General features: G+C 59.8%; 14 protein-coding genes, 1 tRNA gene and 2 pseudogenes (1 of these 17 only partly in view). 3 read left to right on the top strand and 14 right to left on the bottom strand.

The annotated features are described in order from the left end of the window. The 5 genes and pseudogenes from asd to leuC all read right to left on the bottom strand — a co-directional run. Positions 1–34 (bottom strand): annotated as a pseudogene (gene asd, locus ACIGDJ_RS10630) (aspartate-semialdehyde dehydrogenase) (it extends 1019 nt beyond the left edge of the window). A 66-nt stretch (positions 35–100) separates the two neighbouring features. Beyond that, the gene (leuB, locus tag ACIGDJ_RS10625) at positions 101–1183 is read right to left on the bottom strand and encodes a 3-isopropylmalate dehydrogenase (RefSeq protein ID WP_090282646.1); all 1083 of its coding nucleotides are present in this window, start codon (positions 1181–1183) and stop codon (positions 101–103) included. Between the two features lie 54 nt (positions 1184–1237). Further along, positions 1238–2005 carry a class I SAM-dependent methyltransferase gene (locus ACIGDJ_RS10620; RefSeq protein ID WP_101160006.1) on the bottom strand — a complete coding sequence of 256 codons (768 nt, stop codon included), beginning with the start codon at positions 2003–2005 and terminating at the stop codon, positions 1238–1240. A 140-nt stretch (positions 2006–2145) separates the two neighbouring features. Beyond that, on the bottom strand, positions 2146–2790 hold the full coding sequence (leuD, locus tag ACIGDJ_RS10615; protein ID WP_313006167.1) for a 3-isopropylmalate dehydratase small subunit: 645 nt from the start codon (positions 2788–2790) through the stop codon (positions 2146–2148). An 11-nt stretch (positions 2791–2801) separates the two neighbouring features. Next, positions 2802–4220 carry a 3-isopropylmalate dehydratase large subunit gene (gene leuC / locus ACIGDJ_RS10610; protein ID WP_313006169.1) on the bottom strand — a complete coding sequence of 473 codons (1419 nt, stop codon included), beginning with the start codon at positions 4218–4220 and terminating at the stop codon, positions 2802–2804. A 139-nt stretch (positions 4221–4359) separates the two neighbouring features. On the opposite strand from leuC, the gene ACIGDJ_RS10605 reads away from it, so the two are divergent. The 3 genes from ACIGDJ_RS10605 to ACIGDJ_RS10595 all read left to right on the top strand — a co-directional run bounded on the left by ACIGDJ_RS10605 (position 4360) and on the right by ACIGDJ_RS10595 (position 10378). After that, the gene (locus ACIGDJ_RS10605) at positions 4360–5250 is read left to right on the top strand and encodes a LysR family transcriptional regulator (RefSeq protein ID WP_042609424.1); all 891 of its coding nucleotides are present in this window, start codon (positions 4360–4362) and stop codon (positions 5248–5250) included. Between the two features lie 63 nt (positions 5251–5313). Continuing rightward, the gene (locus tag ACIGDJ_RS10600; protein ID WP_397479070.1) at positions 5314–8592 is read left to right on the top strand and encodes a PAS domain S-box protein; all 3279 of its coding nucleotides are present in this window, start codon (positions 5314–5316) and stop codon (positions 8590–8592) included. Positions 8593–8686: 94 nt separating this feature from the next. Further along, positions 8687–10378: an Hsp70 family protein gene (locus ACIGDJ_RS10595; RefSeq protein WP_397479069.1), complete on the top strand. Its 1692-nt coding sequence runs from the start codon at positions 8687–8689 to the stop codon at positions 10376–10378. Here the strand turns inward: ACIGDJ_RS10595 and ACIGDJ_RS10590 are convergent. The 9 genes and pseudogenes from ACIGDJ_RS10590 to ACIGDJ_RS10550 form a co-directional block, all read right to left on the bottom strand. After that, positions 10375–13068, bottom strand: a complete 2694-nt coding sequence (locus ACIGDJ_RS10590; protein ID WP_397479068.1) for a DUF805 domain-containing protein — start codon at positions 13066–13068, stop codon at positions 10375–10377. The genes ACIGDJ_RS10595 and ACIGDJ_RS10590 overlap by 4 nt on opposite strands. Beyond that, positions 13065–13760 carry a DUF1266 domain-containing protein gene (locus ACIGDJ_RS10585; protein ID WP_101160020.1) on the bottom strand — a complete coding sequence of 232 codons (696 nt, stop codon included), beginning with the start codon at positions 13758–13760 and terminating at the stop codon, positions 13065–13067. The genes ACIGDJ_RS10590 and ACIGDJ_RS10585 overlap by 4 nt, the downstream gene beginning before the upstream one ends. 142 nt (positions 13761–13902) lie before the next feature. Continuing rightward, positions 13903–15125: pseudogene (locus tag ACIGDJ_RS10580) on the bottom strand (IS3 family transposase). Between the two features lie 139 nt (positions 15126–15264). Further along, positions 15265–15711, bottom strand: a complete 447-nt coding sequence (locus ACIGDJ_RS10575; protein WP_101160023.1) for an Hsp20 family protein — start codon at positions 15709–15711, stop codon at positions 15265–15267. 119 nt (positions 15712–15830) lie between these two features. Next, positions 15831–16790, bottom strand: a complete 960-nt coding sequence (locus ACIGDJ_RS10570) for a tRNA dihydrouridine synthase (protein ID WP_397479067.1) — start codon at positions 16788–16790, stop codon at positions 15831–15833. Between the two features lie 131 nt (positions 16791–16921). Next, positions 16922–17371 (bottom strand): thioesterase family protein, encoded by a 450-nt coding sequence (locus tag ACIGDJ_RS10565; protein ID WP_313006182.1) that lies wholly within the window; start codon positions 17369–17371, stop codon positions 16922–16924. Positions 17372–17417: 46 nt separating this feature from the next. Continuing rightward, positions 17418–18251: an alpha/beta fold hydrolase gene (locus ACIGDJ_RS10560; RefSeq protein ID WP_101160032.1), complete on the bottom strand. Its 834-nt coding sequence runs from the start codon at positions 18249–18251 to the stop codon at positions 17418–17420. 30 nt (positions 18252–18281) lie between these two features. After that, the gene (locus tag ACIGDJ_RS10555) at positions 18282–18821 is read right to left on the bottom strand and encodes a TetR/AcrR family transcriptional regulator (protein ID WP_397479066.1); all 540 of its coding nucleotides are present in this window, start codon (positions 18819–18821) and stop codon (positions 18282–18284) included. Between the two features lie 181 nt (positions 18822–19002). Further along, positions 19003–19078: transfer RNA gene (locus ACIGDJ_RS10550), tRNA-Glu, on the bottom strand. Between the last annotated feature and the right edge of the window lie 67 nt (positions 19079–19145).

The following is a 19145-nucleotide window of genomic DNA, read 5'->3' as shown; positions in this document are numbered from 1 at the left end:
TCCTGCGCCTACCGATCAGTCCTACTCTTTTCATCGCAACTACACCTTCTTGAAAAGTGGGCCGCTGCTTTGTATTGAATTTCGCAGCGGGCCCGAGAGATTACAGATTCCGCAGCGCGGCGACTACTGCGTCGCCCATTTGCTGCGTACCGACTTTGGTACAACCGGCCGAATGGATATCGCCGGTGCGCAAGCCCTGATCGAGCACAACGCTGACGGCTTTCTCGATGGCATCGGCGGCGTCGTGCAGATTGAAGCTGTAACGCAGCATCATCGACACCGAAAGGATGGTCGCCAACGGGTTGGCAATGCCTTGGCCTGCGATGTCCGGAGCGGAGCCGTGGCAAGGCTCGTACATGCCCTTGTTGTTGGAGTCCAGCGAGGCCGACGGCAGCATGCCGATGGAGCCAGTGAGCATCGACGCTTCGTCGGAGAGAATGTCACCGAACATATTGTCGGTGACGATCACGTCGAACTGCTTCGGTGCACGCACCAGTTGCATGGCGGCGTTGTCGACGTACATGTGGCTCAGCTCGACCTCTGGATAGTCTTTGGCCACTTGCTCGACCACTTCACGCCACAGTTGGCTGGACGCCAGCACGTTGGCCTTGTCCACCGAGCACAGCTTCTTGCCACGAACCATGGCCATGTCGAAACCGACACGAGCGATGCGGCGGATTTCGCTTTCACTGTACGGCAAGGTGTCGTAGGACTGACGCTCGCCGTTGTCCAGCGTACGGGTGCCGCGCGGCGCACCGAAGTAAATACCGCCGGTCAGCTCACGGACGATGAGGATGTCCAGGCCGGCGACGATTTCCGGCTTCAGGCTCGAGGCGTCGGCCAGTTGCGGATACAGGATCGCCGGGCGCAGGTTGCCGAACAGGCCCAGTTGCGCACGGATTTTCAGCAGGCCGCGCTCAGGACGGATGTCACGCTCGATGGTGTCCCATTTCGGGCCACCGACCGCCCCCAGCAGCACGGCGTCGGCAGCGCGGGCGCGATCCAGGGTTTCGTCGGCCAATGGCACGCCGTGCTTATCGATGGCCGCGCCACCGATCACGTCGTGACTCAGCTCGAAGCCCAGGCTGTACTTGTCATTGGCCAACTCCAGCACCTTGACCGCTTCGGCCATGATTTCCGGACCGATACCGTCACCCGGGAGAATCAGAATCTGCTTGCTCATGCTTTCCTCGTGTCTTCAAGCGGTGCGCCTTCACCGGCGCGCCCGGAAAAATGCTTATCGCTCAGCCATCAGTACGATTACGTCGGTACTGAACGAGCCATCGGCATCAATTTCAAAATACTCGCGCACTTCGTTGCCCATCGACTGCTGCAACTGGCGGATCGCTGCGCGCATGACATCGGGCGTACGCATGCGCTCGACCCAACTGCTGTACTCCAGACGCAGGCGCTGACGCGTGGTGCTGCGCACATGCAGACCGGCCTCGCTGACCTGGCGCAGCCACTCGGCGGCGCAGTAGTCGCGGACATGACTGGTGTCGCGCAGCACTTCAACGCTTTGCAGGTAAGTGTCGAACAACGGGCTGCCCGGTGACAACACATCAACGAACGCTGCCACCCCGCCCGGTTTGAGCACCCGGCGCACTTCGCGCAAGGCCAGGCCGAGGTCGCTCCAGTGATGCGCCGAATACCGGCTGAACACAAAATCGAACTCGCCATCGGCAAACGGCAAGCGCTCGGCTGCGCCGTTGACGGTAACGATGTTGCTCAAGCCGCGATCGACGGCGGCGCCGGCAACCACATCGAGCATTTGCTGCGACAGATCGTAAGCCACCACTTCCCTGACCAGCGGTGCCACATGAAAACTCACATGACCGGCACCGCACCCCAGATCGAGCACGCGCGCCCCGCCCTGCCCGGCCAGCTCAGCCTGCAGCAGCGCGAATTCACTGCCTTGGGCGTGAACGGCGCTGCTCAGGTAAGCGGCGGCCTGGTCGCCGAATTGCTTCTGGACGACCTGGGTGTGTTGGGCGGTCCTGGTCATGGTCATTTCCTGGCATTTGTGTTGTTTGAGCTACCGCCTTCGCGAGCAAGCCCGCTCACACCTTTGAAAATGCATTCCCCTGTGGGAGCGGGCTTGCTCGCGAAGAGGTCAGCCCTGACTGCATCAATCTGAAATCTTGCTTACGCGTCGCGAAACAACCACGGCTGGCTGACCCGATGCTTGGCCTCGAACGTCGCGATCGCATCGCCGTCCTGCAGGGTCAGGCCGATATCGTCCAGACCATTGAGCAGGCAGTGCTTGCGGAACGCATCAATCTCAAAGCTGTAGACCTTGCCATCCGGACGGGTCACGGTCTGCGCTTGCAGGTCGACGTGCAATTGATAACCCGGCTCGGCTTCAACCTGCTTGAACAGTTCATCAACTTGCGCATCGCTGAGGATGATCGGAAGCAGGCCGTTCTTGAAGCTGTTGTTGAAGAAGATGTCGGCGTAGCTCGGCGCGATGATGCTACGGAAACCGTACTCTTCCAGCGCCCACGGCGCGTGTTCACGGCTCGAACCGCAGCCGAAGTTCTCGCGGGCGAGCAACACGCTGGCGCCTTGATAACGCTCGGCGTTGAGCACGAAATCCTTGTTCAACGGGCGCTTGGAGTTGTCCTGATACGGCTGGCCGACATCCAGATAACGCCACTCGTCGAACAGGTTCGGACCGAAGCCAGTGCGTTTGATCGATTTCAGGAACTGCTTGGGAATGATCTGATCGGTGTCGACGTTGGCACGATCCAGAGGCGCGACAAGACCAGTGTGCTGGGTAAAAGCTTTCATGCTGCGCTCCTTTAGATCAATTCACGAACGTCGATGAAACGGCCGTTCACCGCTGCTGCCGCCGCCATGGCCGGGCTGACCAGGTGAGTGCGGCCACCAGCGCCCTGACGGCCTTCGAAGTTGCGGTTGGAGGTCGAGGCGCAATGCTCGCCGGACTCCAAACGGTCCGGGTTCATCGCCAGGCACATCGAGCAGCCCGGCTCACGCCATTCGAAACCGGCTTCGAGGAAAATCTTGTCCAGACCTTCGGCTTCAGCCTGCGCTTTCACCAGACCCGAGCCCGGCACGACGATTGCCTGCTTGATGGTCGAGGCCACCTTGCGGCCCTTGGCGATCACTGCAGCGGCGCGCAAGTCTTCGATGCGCGAGTTGGTGCAGGAACCGATGAACACGCGATCGAGCTGAATGTCGGTGATCGCCTGATTGGCGGTCAGCCCCATGTATTTCAAGGCGCGGACGATTGAGTCGCGCTTGACCAGATCCATCTCTTTAGCCGGATCAGGCACGTTCTGATCAACGGCCAAAACCATCTCCGGGGAAGTGCCCCAGCTGACTTGCGGCTTGATCTGCGTGGCGTCGAGCTCGACCACGGTGTCGAATTTGGCGTCGGCGTCGGAGACCAGATCTTTCCAGGCTTCGACGGCCATGTCCCACTGCTCGCCCTTCGGCGCGAATGGACGACCTTTGACGTAGTCGATGGTCTTCTGATCCGCCGCCACCAACCCCACGCGGGCGCCGGCTTCGATGGACATGTTGCAGATGGTCATGCGGCCTTCGACTGACAGATCACGGATCGCGCTGCCGGCGAACTCGATGGCATGGCCATTACCGCCGGCGGTGCCGATCTTGCCGATCACCGCAAGGACGATGTCCTTGGCGGTCACGCCGAACGGCAATTGGCCTTCGACGCGCACCAGCATGTTTTTCATTTTCTTGGCGACCAGGCACTGAGTAGCGAGCACATGCTCGACCTCGGAGGTGCCGATGCCGTGTGCCAATGCACCGAATGCACCATGGGTGGAGGTGTGCGAGTCGCCGCAGACCACAGTCATGCCCGGCAAGGTCGCCCCCTGCTCCGGGCTGATCACGTGGACGATGCCCTGGCGAACGTCGTTCATCTTGAACTCGACGATGCCGTATTCATCGCAGTTGTCGTCGAGGGTCTGCACCTGCAAACGCGAAACCTGATCGGCAATGGCTTCAATGCCGCCCTTGCGCTCCGGCGTAGTCGGTACGTTGTGGTCCGGGGTCGCGATGTTGGCATCGATGCGCCACGGCTTGCGCCCGGCCAGACGCAAGCCTTCGAAGGCTTGCGGCGAGGTCACTTCGTGAATGATGTGACGGTCGATGTAGATCAGCGCAGAGCCATCGTCGCGCTGCTTGACCAAATGCGAATCCCAGAGCTTGTCGTACAGCGTTTTGCCGGCCATCAGACGGTTCCTCATCAGCTTGTTTCTATGCCCTGGGCTTATCAATAACCCTTTGGCTTGTGAGGCCGATCCTATGGGGTTAGATTAAATAACTCAAATTCATATTTTTTATGCTTTGGATAACCAACTGGAATGCGACATGGATCTGGCTAACCTGAACGCTTTTATCGCCATCGCCGAGACTGGCAGCTTCTCGGGCGCTGGCGAACGCCTGCACCTGACCCAACCGGCAATCAGCAAACGCATCGCCGGGCTTGAGCAACAATTAAAGGTGCGCCTGTTCGACCGACTGGGCCGCGAAGTTGGCCTGACCGAGGCCGGCCGCGCCCTGTTGCCAAGGGCTTATCAGATTCTCAACGTGCTTGACGACACCCGCCGGGCCCTGACCAACCTCACCGGCGAAGTCAGCGGTCGCCTGACCCTGGCCACCAGTCACCACATCGGCCTGCATCGCTTGCCGCCCTTATTAAGGGAGTTCACCCGCCGCTACCCACAGGTCGCGCTGGATATTCAGTTCCTCGATTCGGAAGTGGCCTACGAGGAAATTCTCCACGGCCGTGCAGAACTGGCAGTTATCACGCTGGCGCCGGAGCCGCACACGCTGGTCAAAGCCACCCCGGTGTGGGACGACCCGCTGGATTTTGTCGTGGCGCCGGAGCACTCGCTGATCAACAACGGCGCCGTCAGTCTGGCCGACATTGCCGGCCATCCGGCGGTTTTCCCTGGTGGCAACACCTTTACCCATCACATCGTCCAGCGTTTGTTCGAAGCCCAAGGCCTGACGCCGAACATCGCCATGAGCACCAACTACCTGGAAACCATCAAGATGATGGTCTCCATCGGCTTGGCCTGGAGCGTGCTGCCGCGCACCATGCTCGACGAACAAGTGGCAAGCATCGCATTGCCGGGCATACAGCTCACTCGCCAGCTAGGCTATATCTTGCACACCGAACGGACGCTATCGAATGCAGCAAGAGCCTTCATGGCCCTGCTGGACGCACAAATCGATCGGCCAGGGACCCCGGCCTGACTTGTGCTACTCCTATAGAGCCGCTCCTGTGCCTCACGCCACTAAGCTCAAGGCCCGCTGACAATGCCGAAATCTGTTGACCGAATTCCGCCGATGCCGCGAATCCAGGCTGTTGATCCGCGCCATTCCGAGCAGAGCTGGGAAAGCGCGCCGCAATTGCTCGCCGCGCTCAACGGCGCGCGGCTCGGTGCCTGGTATTGGGACATCGAGCGCGGGCAGATCAGTTGGTCGCGCGGCACGCAGGCGTTGTTCGGTTTCGATCCACGGCAGCCGCTTCCGGCAGACCTTGAATACCTCGACCTGTTGCCGCCGGAAGACCGCGCGAAAACCGTGCGCGCCTTCCACGCGGTAATCGCCGGCGCACCGCTGGAGCAGGCGATGCACCACCGCATCCGCTGGCCCGACGGCAGCCTGCACTGGCTGGAGATCAGCGGCAGCCTGCTGCCGGACAAAAACGGCCGGCCCCGAATGATCGGGGTGATTCGCGAAATCACCCACCAACGCCAACGCGAGCAAGCCCTCAGCAGCTCGGAGAAACGTTTCGCTACACTTTTCCATCTATGCCCGAACATGGTTCTGCTCACCCGTCAGGAGGACGGTCTGATCAGCGAGGCCAATCAGTATTTCGAAAGCCTGTTCGGCTGGCCGGTGCAAAGCGCCATCGGCCGCACCACGCTGGAGCTTGGCTTGTGGGTGCACCCGGAACAACGCGCCGAACTGGTGAAGAAAACCAAGGCCAAGGGTGAACTGATCAGCATGGAAGTGCAGTTCCGTGCCAGCAACGGCCAGGTCCACGATGGCATCCTCAGCGCGCAAAAGGTCGAGCTCGAAGGCCAGCCCTATCTGCTCAGCACGTTCCTCGACACCACCGAGCGCAAAGCCGCCGAACTGGCCTTGAAGGACAGCCAGGAACGCCTCGACCTGGCGCTGGATTCGGCGCAACTCGGCACCTGGGACTGGCACATCCCCAGCGGCATGCTTTACGGCTCGGCGCGCGCCGCGCAATTGCACGGGCTGGAACCGATTCCGTTTCACGAGTCATTCGAGGAGTTTTTCGAAGGCGTACCGGGCGAGGAGCGCGACACCATGCGCGATGCCTACCGAAGCCTGCGCGAAGGCCCGGCGGGCAATTATCAACTGACCTATCGCGTGCAATTGCCCGACGGCAGCTCGCGCTATCTGGAAAGCCGCGCGCGCCTCTATCGTGACGAAAACGGCGCGCCGCTGCGCATGGCCGGCACGCTGTTGGACATCACCGATCAGGTCGAGCGCGAGCAGCGGCTGGTGGCCTCGGAAGAGAAATTCGCCACGTTGTTTCAGGTCAGCCCCGATCCGATTTGCGTAACGCGTCAGGAAACCGGGGAATTCATCGAGATCAACTCCAGCTTCAGCCAGACCTTTGGCTGGAGCGCCGCCGATGTGATCGGCCACACCGCTGAAGAAATCGGCCTGTGGGACGCCTCGGCAAAAAGCCTGCAACGCATCGAACGGGTCATTCGTGAACAAGGCCTGAGCAACGTGGCCATTCTGGTTCAGCACAAGGACGGCCAGTCGCTGACCTGCGTGATTTCCAGCCGGCAGATCAGCGTTGGTGATCAGCCGTGCATCGTCACCACCTTGCGCGACATCACCCAGCAACAACGCTCGGAAGCGGCACTGAAGGCCAGCGAGGAAAAATTCGCCAAGGCGTTTCACTCCAGTCCCGACGCCATCACCATCACCGAGCGCGACACCGGGCGATATCTGGAGGTCAACGACGGCTTCTGTCGCCTCACCGGTTACCGCGCCGACGAAGTGGTGGGCAAAACCGTTTACCAGGTGGGCATCTGGGCCGAAGAAAAACAGCGCTCGACGCTACTCGCCGAACTGCAGATCAAGGGCCGCGTGCATCATCAGGAAATGCTGGGGCGCAACAAGCGCGGCGAACTGCTCACGGTGGAAGTCTCGGTCGAGCCGATCACCCTTAACGAAACCGCGTGCCTGCTGCTGACCGCGCGCGACGTCAGCCTGTTGAAAAACGCCGAAGCGCAGATCCGTCACCTGGCCTACCACGACCCGCTGACCAACCTGCCCAACCGCGCCCTGCTGATGGATCGCCTGAGCCAGCAGATCGCCCTGCTCAAGCGCCATAATCTGCGCGGCGCCTTGCTGTTTCTCGACCTCGACCACTTCAAGCACATCAACGATTCCCTCGGTCACCCGGTCGGCGACACCGTGCTGAAAATCATCACCGCGCGGCTCGAAGCCAGCGTGCGCATGGAAGACACGGTAGCGCGCCTCGGTGGCGATGAGTTCGTGGTGTTGCTTAGTGGGCTTGAGGGTTCACGCAGTGAAGTCAGCGAACAAGTGCGCGCGCTGGCCGACACCATTCGCGAACTGCTTTCGGAGCCGATGTTCCTCGACGGTCAGCGCCTGCAAGTAACGCCGAGCATTGGCGTGGCGCTGATTCCCGATCATGGTTCGACCCCGACCGACCTGCTCAAACGCGCCGACATCGCCCTGTACCGGGCCAAGGATTCCGGGCGCAACACCACGCAGATGTATCACAACACCATGCAGAAAGCGGCCAGCGAGCGCCTGCGCATGGAGACGGACCTGCGTCTGGCGCTGTCTCGCGGCGAGTTCAACGTGCACTTTCAACCGCAGGTCGATGCCCGCGACAATCGCATCATCGGCGCCGAAGCGCTGGTGCGCTGGAATCACCCCGAACTCGGCGCGCAATCGCCCACCGAATTCATCAAAGTGCTGGAAGACAGCGGCCTGATTCTCGAAGTCGGCACCTGGATCCTCGATGAAGCCTGCAACGCCTTCAAACAACTGATCGCGTTGAAACGGGTCGACCCGCTCAACTTCAGCCTGTGCGTGAACATCAGCCCACGGCAGTTCCGGCAGAACGATTTCGTCGAACGCATCGAACACAGCCTGAGCAGTCACGGCCTGCCCTGCTCGCTGCTGAAACTGGAGATCACCGAAGGCATCGTCATTCAGAACCTGGAAGACACCATCAGCAAAATGCGCCGTTTGAAAAAGCTCGGAGTGAGTTTCGCCATGGACGATTTCGGCACCGGTTATTCATCGCTGACCTATCTGAAACGCCTGCCGGTAGACACGTTGAAAATCGACCAGTCGTTCATCCGCGACGCGACCACCGACTCCAACGTCGCGGAGATCATTCGGGCAATCGTCGCAATGGCCCGCAGCCTTGAGCTGGAAGTCATTGCCGAAGGCGTGGAGACGCCGGCGCAACTGGCGTTTTTGCAAGAATTGGACTGCCACTTGTATCAGGGCTATCTGCATAGCCGGCCGGTGGCGCTCAAGGATCTGAAAAAAATGCTGCCCTGAATCGGCGGTTGCACAGCCTGGCAACAGAGCAACAATTGCCACAGTTTGCGGCAGCCTGTAGGGTCGCGGTTTTTGCGCCGTTTCGAGAGCAACCATGCAGGATGCAACCCTTCTCCGCCCGGCCTTGCTGGGCATCGACCTTGGTACCACCAACAGCCTGATCGCCGTCTGGCGTGAGGGCCGCGCTGAACTGATCGCCAACGCCCTCGGCGACGTACTGACACCGTCGGTGGTCAGTCTCGATGAAGACGATACGATTCTGGTCGGCAAAGCCGCCCGCGCCCGCCTGACCACGCACCCGGAACGCACCACTGCCGCGTTCAAGCGCTTCATGGGCAGCGACCGACAAATCCAGCTCGGCACACGCCGGTTCAGCCCGGAAGAATTGTCGGCGCTGGTGCTTGGCTCACTCAAGCAGGACGCGGAAGCGTTTCTAGGCCAACCGGTTACAGAAGCGGTCATTTCCGTACCGGCGTATTTCAGTGACGAACAGCGCAAGCGCACCTTGTTCGCCGCCGAACTGGCCGGGCTGTCCGTGACGCGCCTGATCAATGAGCCGACCGCTGCCGCCATGGCGTACGGCCTGCACGAGCAGAAATTCGAACGCACGCTGATTTTCGACCTCGGCGGCGGCACATTCGACGTCACCGTGCTCGAATACGCGCTGCCGTTGATCGAAGTGCATGCCTCCACTGGCGACAACTTTCTCGGCGGCGAGGATTTCACTGCCGCCCTGCTGCAGGCCTGCCTGAAACACTGGCAACTCACACCTTCATCGATCGATGCGCAAGCCATGGCCAGTCTCGGTGATGCGCTGGAACAGCTGAAATGCAAACTCGGTGAAGGCGCGCAGCAGTTGAGCTGGCGCCACGCCGAGCGAACGTTCGAATGGGAACTGGATGAAGCCGCTGCGGTGAAGATCTGGGAGCCGTTGCTGGCCCGCTTGCGCGCACCCATCGAACAGGCCTTGCGCGATGCCCGACTGAAACCACGCGACCTCGACAGCCTCGTGCTGGTCGGTGGCGCCACGCGCATGCCGACGGTGCAGCAGATGGTTGCCACGCTGTTCGGACGCCTACCTTATCGGCATCTCGACCCGGACACCATTGTGGCGCTGGGCGCGGCGACGCAGGCGGCATGCAAGGCGCGGGACGGTGCGGTTGAAGAACTGATCCTGACGGATGTCTGCCCCTATACGCTGGGGATTGAAACCATGCGCGGCAAGGATATCGACGGAGCATTTTCGCCAATCATTGAGCGCAACACTATTATTCCAACCTCCAGAGTCGAGCGTTACTACACCACTCATCCTCGACAAACGGTGATCCGGATTGCGGTTTATCAGGGGGAAAGACCATGGGTGCGTGACAACATTCTGATCGATATTTTCGATGTCACCTTGACGCCCAGCGAAGAGATACAAGCGTTGGACGTGCGCTTCAGCTATGACATTAACGGCCTGCTTGAAGTCGACGTAACCCTGCTCAATACCGGCGAACGCCACAGCCATAGCATCGATCGCAGTCCCACTGGGCTGGACGAGCAGGCTCGGCAGGCCAGCCACAACCGTCTTTCGACATTGAAGGTGCATCCGCGCGACGCCCTGCCCAACCGTACCTTGCTGGCACGACTGGAACGGGCCTGGATGCAGAGTCTGGGCAGCCAGCGCGAGCAAATTGCCGAATGGCTGGACAGCTTCACTACCGTGCTCGGCGGCCAGCAATCTGCAGAGATCGCCAGCCACCGCTCAGCGCTGAACAATGCGCTGGATCAACTGCGTCTTTAGCCGTTCAGTCGCCGTAAAGCGGCCTGCAGCCCGCCGGACAACACGTGTTCCCCGCTGTCCGGCGGCACGCCATAGCGATTGGGCAACTTGTCTCCAGCGAAACCGAACAACACCAGCGGCAGGAATGGCAGAAACGGCGTCAGCCCAAGCATTATCAGCAGCGTGGGAATGCCACGGCCCATATCATGCAATCGCCGTAGAACCGCCGCAAACAACAGCAGCGCGCCGAGCAACATGATGACGATCCCGCCAATCGTTGTGCCCGTTATCAGCCCGGCGATTGGCGTTAGCACGACACACCCCAAGACCTGTGCGATAAAAGCCTTGCGCCCCAACCGTGTTCCGAGGCGCCAGAACGCCCTGGCCGGTACTGGCTGAACATCACCGCTGGCCAACAATAAACGCTCCGACCATGACAGCAACGCGCACAATGCCAAGCGCAAGCCGACGCTGTTCTGCACGTCATCCTTACCCTGCTGCAGTTGCCGTAACACTCGCGTTTTCGGTACACCGGCGGCGCCGTAACGAATCAAACCCTTGAGCGCATCCAGCGCTTCATAAGCCAACAGTTTGTCGACACCGAAATCCGTCAACACTTTGCGCGGTGGCCACACCGGTTCGCCCTTGATCAGACCGTCGCGAAAGCCTTCAAACCAGTCATCCTCACAGCTGACCGCTGCAATCGATTGCAATAACGTCCGGTGTTGCTCGGCGCTCAGGCCTGGATCGTGGTAAAGCACGCTCCAGAACATCAACAAGCCCAGCAGATCGTCGCCGCACGCCGCTCGGTCACTTTCGACGCAGGTGTAAAGCAGTGTATTGGCGGGCAGCCTGGCGCTGTCGAGGGCCTGTTCGACACTGAAGAGTTGTTGCACCAGCAAACCGTGTACCGGATCGTCGCCCTGCAACCAGCCCAGCAAACCGGCGCAATTACCCTGCTCACGCAGCAAGCGCCGCAATAGTGGCTGCAGCCGACTCAAGGGATGCGCAGGATTGAACGACAAGCGTTCCAGGCACTGCGCATCAATCAATTGCAACCAGCGCTCCGGTTGCTCCAGCAATGCCAGCAAAAACGCGGTTTGAGCGTGCCAATCCCAGATCGCCGCGCCTAACCCGATCGGCGGTAACCCCGTCGCGCGACGACTCAGTTGGAGCATCAGATCGAGCTCTGTCAGGTCATTGCCGTCTTTGACTGCACGCAGTTCGAACGCGTCCGCAATGCGCGCGAGCGCGGTGTCGCTGTAGGGTCGCAAGCGCTGCAACCACAGCCGACAAACCTTGTGCAGTTCGCCTTCGGACAACGCCGACGGCCATTGCGGTGAGAGTGCCCGCGAGTCAGTGAAAGCGCTCATGGCCTGCGCTACAGGCGCACTCTCCAACCAGCGCAGATGTTGCCGAGCCTGATACTTGAACTCGCTCAACACCAGGCGTTCCAGCGCGTCAACAGGGAGCGGTTCGTCGACAAGCTGCTGCAACAAGGCCGAATCACCGCGGTGCAGCGCCCAGGCGTGCCGGTACAGACGCAGCAAACGGCTGTCGTGGTGCTCGCCGAGTAATTGCGCGAGCAATGGCAGCTCATCGCCCACCATCCGCCAGTCAACAAAGCTACGCGCCAGTCCATCAAGCGTGAGCCGCCCGACACCCAACCAGCGAGTCAACGTCTCGGGGCGTTGTGACGGACTGCCAAACACCTGGCACTCATCGCCCAGATCATCCGACCAACCGGGGCAGTCTTCCAGACGGTCGAAGGCCTGAATCAGCAACGGTAGAAAGGTCGGCTGACGCTTGGCGCACAGCTCCAGCAAACGATTTTCGGCCATGGGATGACGATGTTCGCTCCAAAGCCGAATCCAGCATGTAAACGCTTGATCGTCGCGTCCCGACAAGCTGTATTGACACGCCAGCAGGTACAGCCAGTCGAAGTTATCCGGCGCGGCATCGTGTTGTTCGACACAACGGTGCAAGAACGTCGGGGTGCCAATCCCCGCTTGGGTGAACTGCACCAGCAAACGCTTGAGATAGGCGGCATCATTGGGCAACGGCACGCACGTGTGCCGCGTGACAAAATCGGCAAACTCATGCAGGGGTCGGTGGGTGAAGATGTAGTCAAGGCTGCGGGCATACCACAGCGATTCGGTCTGTGCTGGCTCTGGCCATGTACTCATCAGATCCGTATCAAACGGGTCAGGCGTCTTGATGCGCTGCAAAAAGGTTTCTACCGCTTGCGCGTCATGGAATCCCAGAGCCAGCAGTTGCTGGTCCCAGGCCATGCGTTGCGCCAACAGATTCGCGCAACGGTAGGACAACGGACCGGCGTCGGCCATTCGGTGATACAAGCCCCAACTCAGATCATCGAGCACTTCCAGCGACAAGTCGTCGAGGCTGCGGACGAATGTTTCCCATGCCGCGAAGTGGAACCGGCGAGCGGGATCATCCAGCAACGCACAGAAATCCACGAACGCCCGCGGAACCTCAACAACATTGGCTTGTGCAGCGTCAATCTCGTCTTCGGCCTCTTCCTCCTCCCCTTCACGCGCCAGACGCAGGGCGTTTTCATAGGCCATGCGTAGCGCCTGAAACCCTTCCGGGTCGCTTTCCGGATGGTGCGCCGGCAGACGGGCGCGGTAGGCGGTGCGAATCAGGGTTTCGTCGGTAGTCGGCTCTATGCCCAGTCGAATCCAGCAACTCATGACCAGTCGAACTCCCCAAGCGATGCCGGACGAGGCGGCGCATCAATGTCCATGTGCCAAGGCAGATCGGCGAGAAAGTGTGGAATGTTCTGCGCAAGCCCACGAGCAATCCTGGTGTTGAAAGCGCTGGCGCCCTCGCGACTCATCTCGACCGCCAGTTCATCATCGCTTTTGCTCAAGCAGCACCAGAAGGTTCGCCCTATCAGAAAGCCGCTGAAATAAGCCATCCAGTTGCCGTAATGAAACTGTGCCCTCAATGCCAATCGACTGTGCAACCAGTTGCTCTCGGCCAGATCGATCCATTGATTACGCACTGCGCAGCGCAGCAGAAATCCCATGCGGCCATAATCCCAGGACAGGATACCGCCGGGACCACAGCTGGCGAAGGTACGACTGGCAAACTCATGGAGGACACGTTCACGCGGACTGAGATCTTCGAGCAACGCTTGCCATTCACTCGGCAAACAACGCTGCCATGCCCAATAGGCCGAACTGAGGTGTTTGGCATGACCGTCGTCAGTCATCCGCTCGAGCATGTCGAACAATTGCTGCCGATCATCGATTCCCCAACTCTCTTTGAGGTCGATATAACGGTCGTCGCAGAACGCAGGGTCGTCATACCCGGCGCCGGTGTTGAGCGCGGCCATCGGTGCGGACAAGGCGCACAGCCAGCGCTGTTTGATTTCGTCCATGAACAAAGGCTCCAGGCCGACTGCCGCAAAATGGGGGTCGGCAAAATTGTGCAGATTGTAAAGAGCCCCGACAGCAGCAGCAAACGCCGCATCGCTTTTTCTGCGTGTCTAGTCCTGAAATAGGTTTACACCTGTTTCAGTTTCAAAACGCCCGATGCACCGCATCGGGCGTTTTGTATTTCAGGGACAAATGAGGTCGCTTACGGTTATAGATTTCTATCGATTCCTCAACCATGCGCTTGGCTTGGGCAAGGTCTTTGGGGCGGTGTAGAAGAAATTCTGTTTTCAGAATCCCATTCACTCGTTCCGCCAGAGCATTCTGGTAGCAGTCGTAGCCATCAGTCATCGAACATCTGACCCCATGCTTGGCGTGCAGCTTTTGATAGAGATTAGAGCAGTATTGCGAGCCCCGATCGGAGTGATGTACCAGCGGCTGATTGGTTCTTCGGTGTCGAAGAGCATTCCTCATCGCACGGATCACGGACTCGGTATGCAGGCTTTCATGCACATGATGGCCGACTATTTTGCGCGAGAACGCATCAGTGACCAGACTTACGTAAGCGACACTTTGCTCGGTCGGCAAATAGGTTATATCCGCCACCTAGACCTGTTCCGGGCCGGTGGCAGTGACCTGGTCAGGGCCAGGCTTGAGCCGATTCGGATGTCGACGGAAGCGATGATGACTATCGGTAGTCTTGTGATAAGCGCGTTTGCGTGGAACCAGTTGCCGATGATCCCGCAAAATATCGAACAACCGATCTCGGCCTACCGTTTGCGTCAGTTCAGGTTCGGACTGCATAAGGCCGTGCAGCTTGCGGGTGCCCAGCCGGGGCATTTCAAGGCGTGTCTCCAGCACAAACCCCAGCACCTTTTGCGCGTGGCTAGCTTGCGCGTCGTAAGCTCGATTTCGCTTGTAATACGCCTGCCGTGAAATGCCCAAAAACTGGCAAGCCCTGGTAACACTCAGGCCTTCGATTTGCCCTTGGCTGAGGACTTGCCGGATCGCTTTTTTACGACAGAAACACCGTAATCGTTCTTCAGCACGTCAACGACAGCTTCAAAAAATTGGGCTTTCTGGTTGGCAAGGGCCAGCTTTTCTTCCAGCTCCTTGATTCGCTGCTCTGGTGTCAGCGGCAAATTTGGCTCGGCCATCGGTCGATTCCTCTGGGCACGAATGGAGGCGCCTTGGCTCCAGTCCTGCCTTCCATGCTTGCGTAACCACACCAACACAGTCGACCGACCCTGGATCCCATAACGTCGTTGAGCCTCTTTATAACTCAGTTCGCCCTTTTCAACCTGATCGACGACCGCTAATTTAAAGCCCAGCGTGTAATCACGTTGACTGCGCCTTTTTCCCGATTCCATTGGTTCCTCCTGAGGATAGGTCAGAAGGTGTAAACCTTATTCAGGACGAGACAGCGCACACAAAAAAGGCCCCGACGTTTCGGGGCCTTTCGTTCAACGGCTTATCGTCGGTTCAGACGATTGTGTGTCAGCACGTGAATCAATGCTGCAACGCCGGTTGCTGCGCTCCATTGATCGGGATGCGCTTGGCTTTCGCTTCTTCCGGGACCACACGCAGCAGATCGATGCTCAGCAGGCCGTTGCGCAGTGCAGCGTCTTTGATCTCGATGTGGTCGGCCAGACGGAACGACAGCTTGAAGGCTCGCTGAGCGATGCCCTGGTGCAAGAACGTGACGCTCTCGTCAGTGTCGCGCTTGCCGCCACTGATGGTCAGCACACCCTTTTCGACTTGCAGGTCCAGGTCTTCTTCCTGGAAACCGGCGGCCGCAACGACGATACGGTATTGGTCATCACCGTGTTTTTCGACGTTGTAAGGTGGGTAGCTGCTGCCTGGCTCGTTACGCAGCGCAGTTTCGAACAGATCGTTGAAACGGTCGAAACCTACCGAGGAACGGAACAGTGGCGCGAGAGAAAATGCAGTACTCATGATTCAAATCTCCTGAAAACAATCAGCAAGGTTTTGTGTCTCCGCGACCCGAATTCGGCATCGCGTACCCCTTAGATAGGGACCGCTGTTTTGATTTCAAGAGATTAATTTCAGATTTTTTACGCGGCCTCGACGAGCGGCAATCCGAGCAAACGGGAGACCTGATCAGGCTCGGTTTCGCGCCGCAGAACGGTGAACAGCTCGGCGGCTTCGCAGTAGTTGCGCGTCAACATGGCCAGCCATTGCTTGAGGCGGCCGGGCGATTGCCGCGCGGTCATCTGCGCTTTGGCCTGCAGCCAGAAATCCTGGATCAAAGGCATCAGTTCGGCCCAGGTCATCTCGACGACCTCTTCACCAGCGCGAGCGGCGGCGATCTGCCGGGCCAGATCCGGGCGGGAAACCAGACCGCGGCCGAGCATGATGTCTTCTACGCCGCTGATTTCCCGGCAACGGCGCCAGTCTTCAACGCTCCAGATGTCACCGTTGGCGAACACCGGCACCTTGACCACGTCCTGTACGCGCGGGATCCACTCCCAATGGGCCGGCGGCTTGTAGCCGTCAACTTTGGTTCGGGCGTGAACAACAATGTGCTCGGCGCCGCCCTCGGCTAGCGCCGTGGCGCAGACCAGCGAACCGTCGGGGCTGTCGAAACCCAGGCGCATTTTCGCGGTGACCGGGATATGCGCCGGTACGGCGCGACGGACGTGCTCGACGATCCGGTTGAGCAGCTCCGGCTCCTTGAGCAGCACGGCACCACCACGGGATTTGTTGACGGTCTTGGCCGGACAGCCGAAGTTGAGGTCAATCACTTCAGAACCGAGTTCGCAAGCCAGCGCGGCGTTTTCCGCCAGGCACACCGGATCGGAACCGAGCAACTGCACGCGCAGCGGCACACCAGACGCAGTGCAGGCGCCGTTGAGCAGCTCGGGGCCGAATTTGTGAAAGTACGCCGGGGTGAGCAACTGGTCGTTGACCCGAATGAATTCGGTCACGCACCAGTCAATGCCGCCAACGCGGGTCAGCACGTCGCGCAGGATGTCGTCGACCAACCCCTCCATGGGCGCCAGAGCAATTTGCATGGGAAAGACTACTTGAAGAAAAAACGTCCGGCAGTTTACTGGATATCGCAGAAAACCGCAGATCCCCTGTAAGAGCTGCCGAAGGCCGCGATCTTTGGTCTTGATCTGCAAAAAGCAAAATCAAAAGATCGCTACCGGACCGGGTCAGGCTGGAGCCAGATCGCCGGGCCATAGCCGTCGATAAACTCGGCCGGCATGCGCTTGGGCTTGCCTGTCGACAGTTCGATGCAGACAAAGGTGGTCTGGGCGCGCAACAGGGTGGCATTGTCACTGGGGCGCTTGAGCTGGAAATGCCGGGTCATTTTCAGGCGCTGATCCCAATCGACGATCCAGGTCGCCAACTGCAACTCATCGCCCTCATAAGCCGCAGCCAGATAATCGATTTCATGGCGAACAACGGCCATCGCCCGATCCAGCCGCCGATACTCGACCAGGTCCAGCCCCAGGCGTTGCGAGTGGCGCCAGGCGCAGCGCTCGAGCCAAGTCACGTACACCGCGTTATTGGCGTGCCCGAGCCCGTCGATGTCCTCAGCGCCTACTTGCAGATCAATGGTAAACGGCGTTGCCCGATCCCAGCCCATGCCCCACTCCCGGTCAAAGTTTTCAACCGGGGCAGTGTAACGGAGCTCAGGCCGATTGGCGCGCCTGAAGGCTGCGCCCGGCCAGCAGTGATAACACGCCATCAATCACTCGAGGGTCGGCCAGCACGCGTTGATGACCGCCACTCTCCAAACGCAGCAGGCGGCTGTCGAACCAGGCTTCGTGAATCAGCTGCGATTCCTTGACCGAGACGAAATTGTCGTCCTCGGCATGCACGATCAAGCCCGGCATATCCAGCTGATACTGCGCCACATCGAGGGTCGCGGCGCGCATGCCGACGTCCTGTTCGACCTGACGAATGAACGCGGATCGCGCTCGCGGCGGCATGCCGACCATGCGCGCGAAACCGCGCAGCACGCCGAGAATGCGCGACGGAGCGGCAATGCTCACCAGGGTTTCGGTGCGCAGGCCCAGTTGCACGGCGAGCATCGCACTGGCACCGCCCATGGAATGGCCGATAACCGCTTGCAGCGGCGGCAATTCGGCAGCGGCTTCAAGCATGGCGCGGGCGAACAGCACCACATTGGCTTCGCGCCCGGGCGAGCGACCATGGGCCGGGCCGTCGAGTGCGACGACGGTATAGCCGGCTTCGACCAGAGCATTGATCAGCGAGGCGAATTGCGTGGGCCGTCCTTCCCAACCGTGCATCAGCAACACCGTAGGGCCCTGGCCCCAGCGCAGCGCCGACAGGCCGAAGCGCAAAGTGATGCGCTCGGAGCTCGCCAGCAATGGCAGCTCCCAGTCCCGCAGCGGCAGCGCGCGAGGCGTCATGAATGCCAGACGCATTTTGCTCGCCACCTGTTTCGGTGCAATCCAGCCCAAGGTGCCGTTAACGCCACGAACCCACTTCAACGCGTTCATCGCTCTCTCCTCAGGCTTGTTGCCTTCAGGTCAACGCACAGCCGACTTGGCAGCGCGCAGCAATCGATCGGATAACTCTCCCGGACCCAGCGCTCTTGCCAGGGCCAGACCACCCACCATCAGCGCGACATCGGCCAAAGCCTTGTCGGTGTCTTCAGGACTGGCTGCCAGTTGCGCCACCATCAACTCCAAATGCTCGTTCAGCGCGATGCGGAACGACTCGGGCAGACGGCCAAGTTCGCCAATCGACGCCGGAATCGGGCACGCGGCGTCGCTGGAATCCCGGTGTTTGCGTGACAGATAGAACGCAGCCACCAAGGCGCGACGTTCTTCGCCAGTCAGATCGGCATCCATGTCGGCAATCAGGTCGCGACGCCGGCCCAGCAATTGCCTGAACGCTTCAAGCATCATCGCGTCCTTGCTTTCGAAGTGCGCATAGAAGCCGCCGACGGTCAGGCCGGCTGCGCCCATCACTTCACCCACGCTCGGGTCTGCCGGTCCGCGTTGAATCAGTGCGGCGCTGGCTGCCTTGAGGATACGTTCGCGGGTTTGAGCTTTTTTATCGTTCATCGTCGCCTCCGAATATTACGACTAGAATATTATTCGCATAATAATATTCCGCAAGTCATGAATATGACCGCTGGTCTGAAGCACAGTGTAAGGAAAATGGAGAATTGGCCAAACGCCAGACAAACAAAAGGGCCATTCAATAATTGAATGACCCTTATAAATCCCGCAGAGCGGGTAATCGTGGCGTCCCCTAGGGGACTCGAACCCCTGTTACCGCCGTGAAAGGGCGGTGTCCTAGGCCACTAGACGAAGGGGACACAAACCCTTCTATACAACTGATCAGTGCTGAGAGCTGATCGATTCAAGGCCGGTGTGGCCAGACCT

The sequence above is a fragment of the Pseudomonas sp. NPDC079367 genome, from assembly GCF_044542195.1.
Lineage (GTDB): Bacteria > Pseudomonadota > Gammaproteobacteria > Pseudomonadales > Pseudomonadaceae > Aquipseudomonas.
Note: the sequence above shows the minus strand (reverse complement) of the source record. Positions and strands in the feature narration are given on the sequence as shown.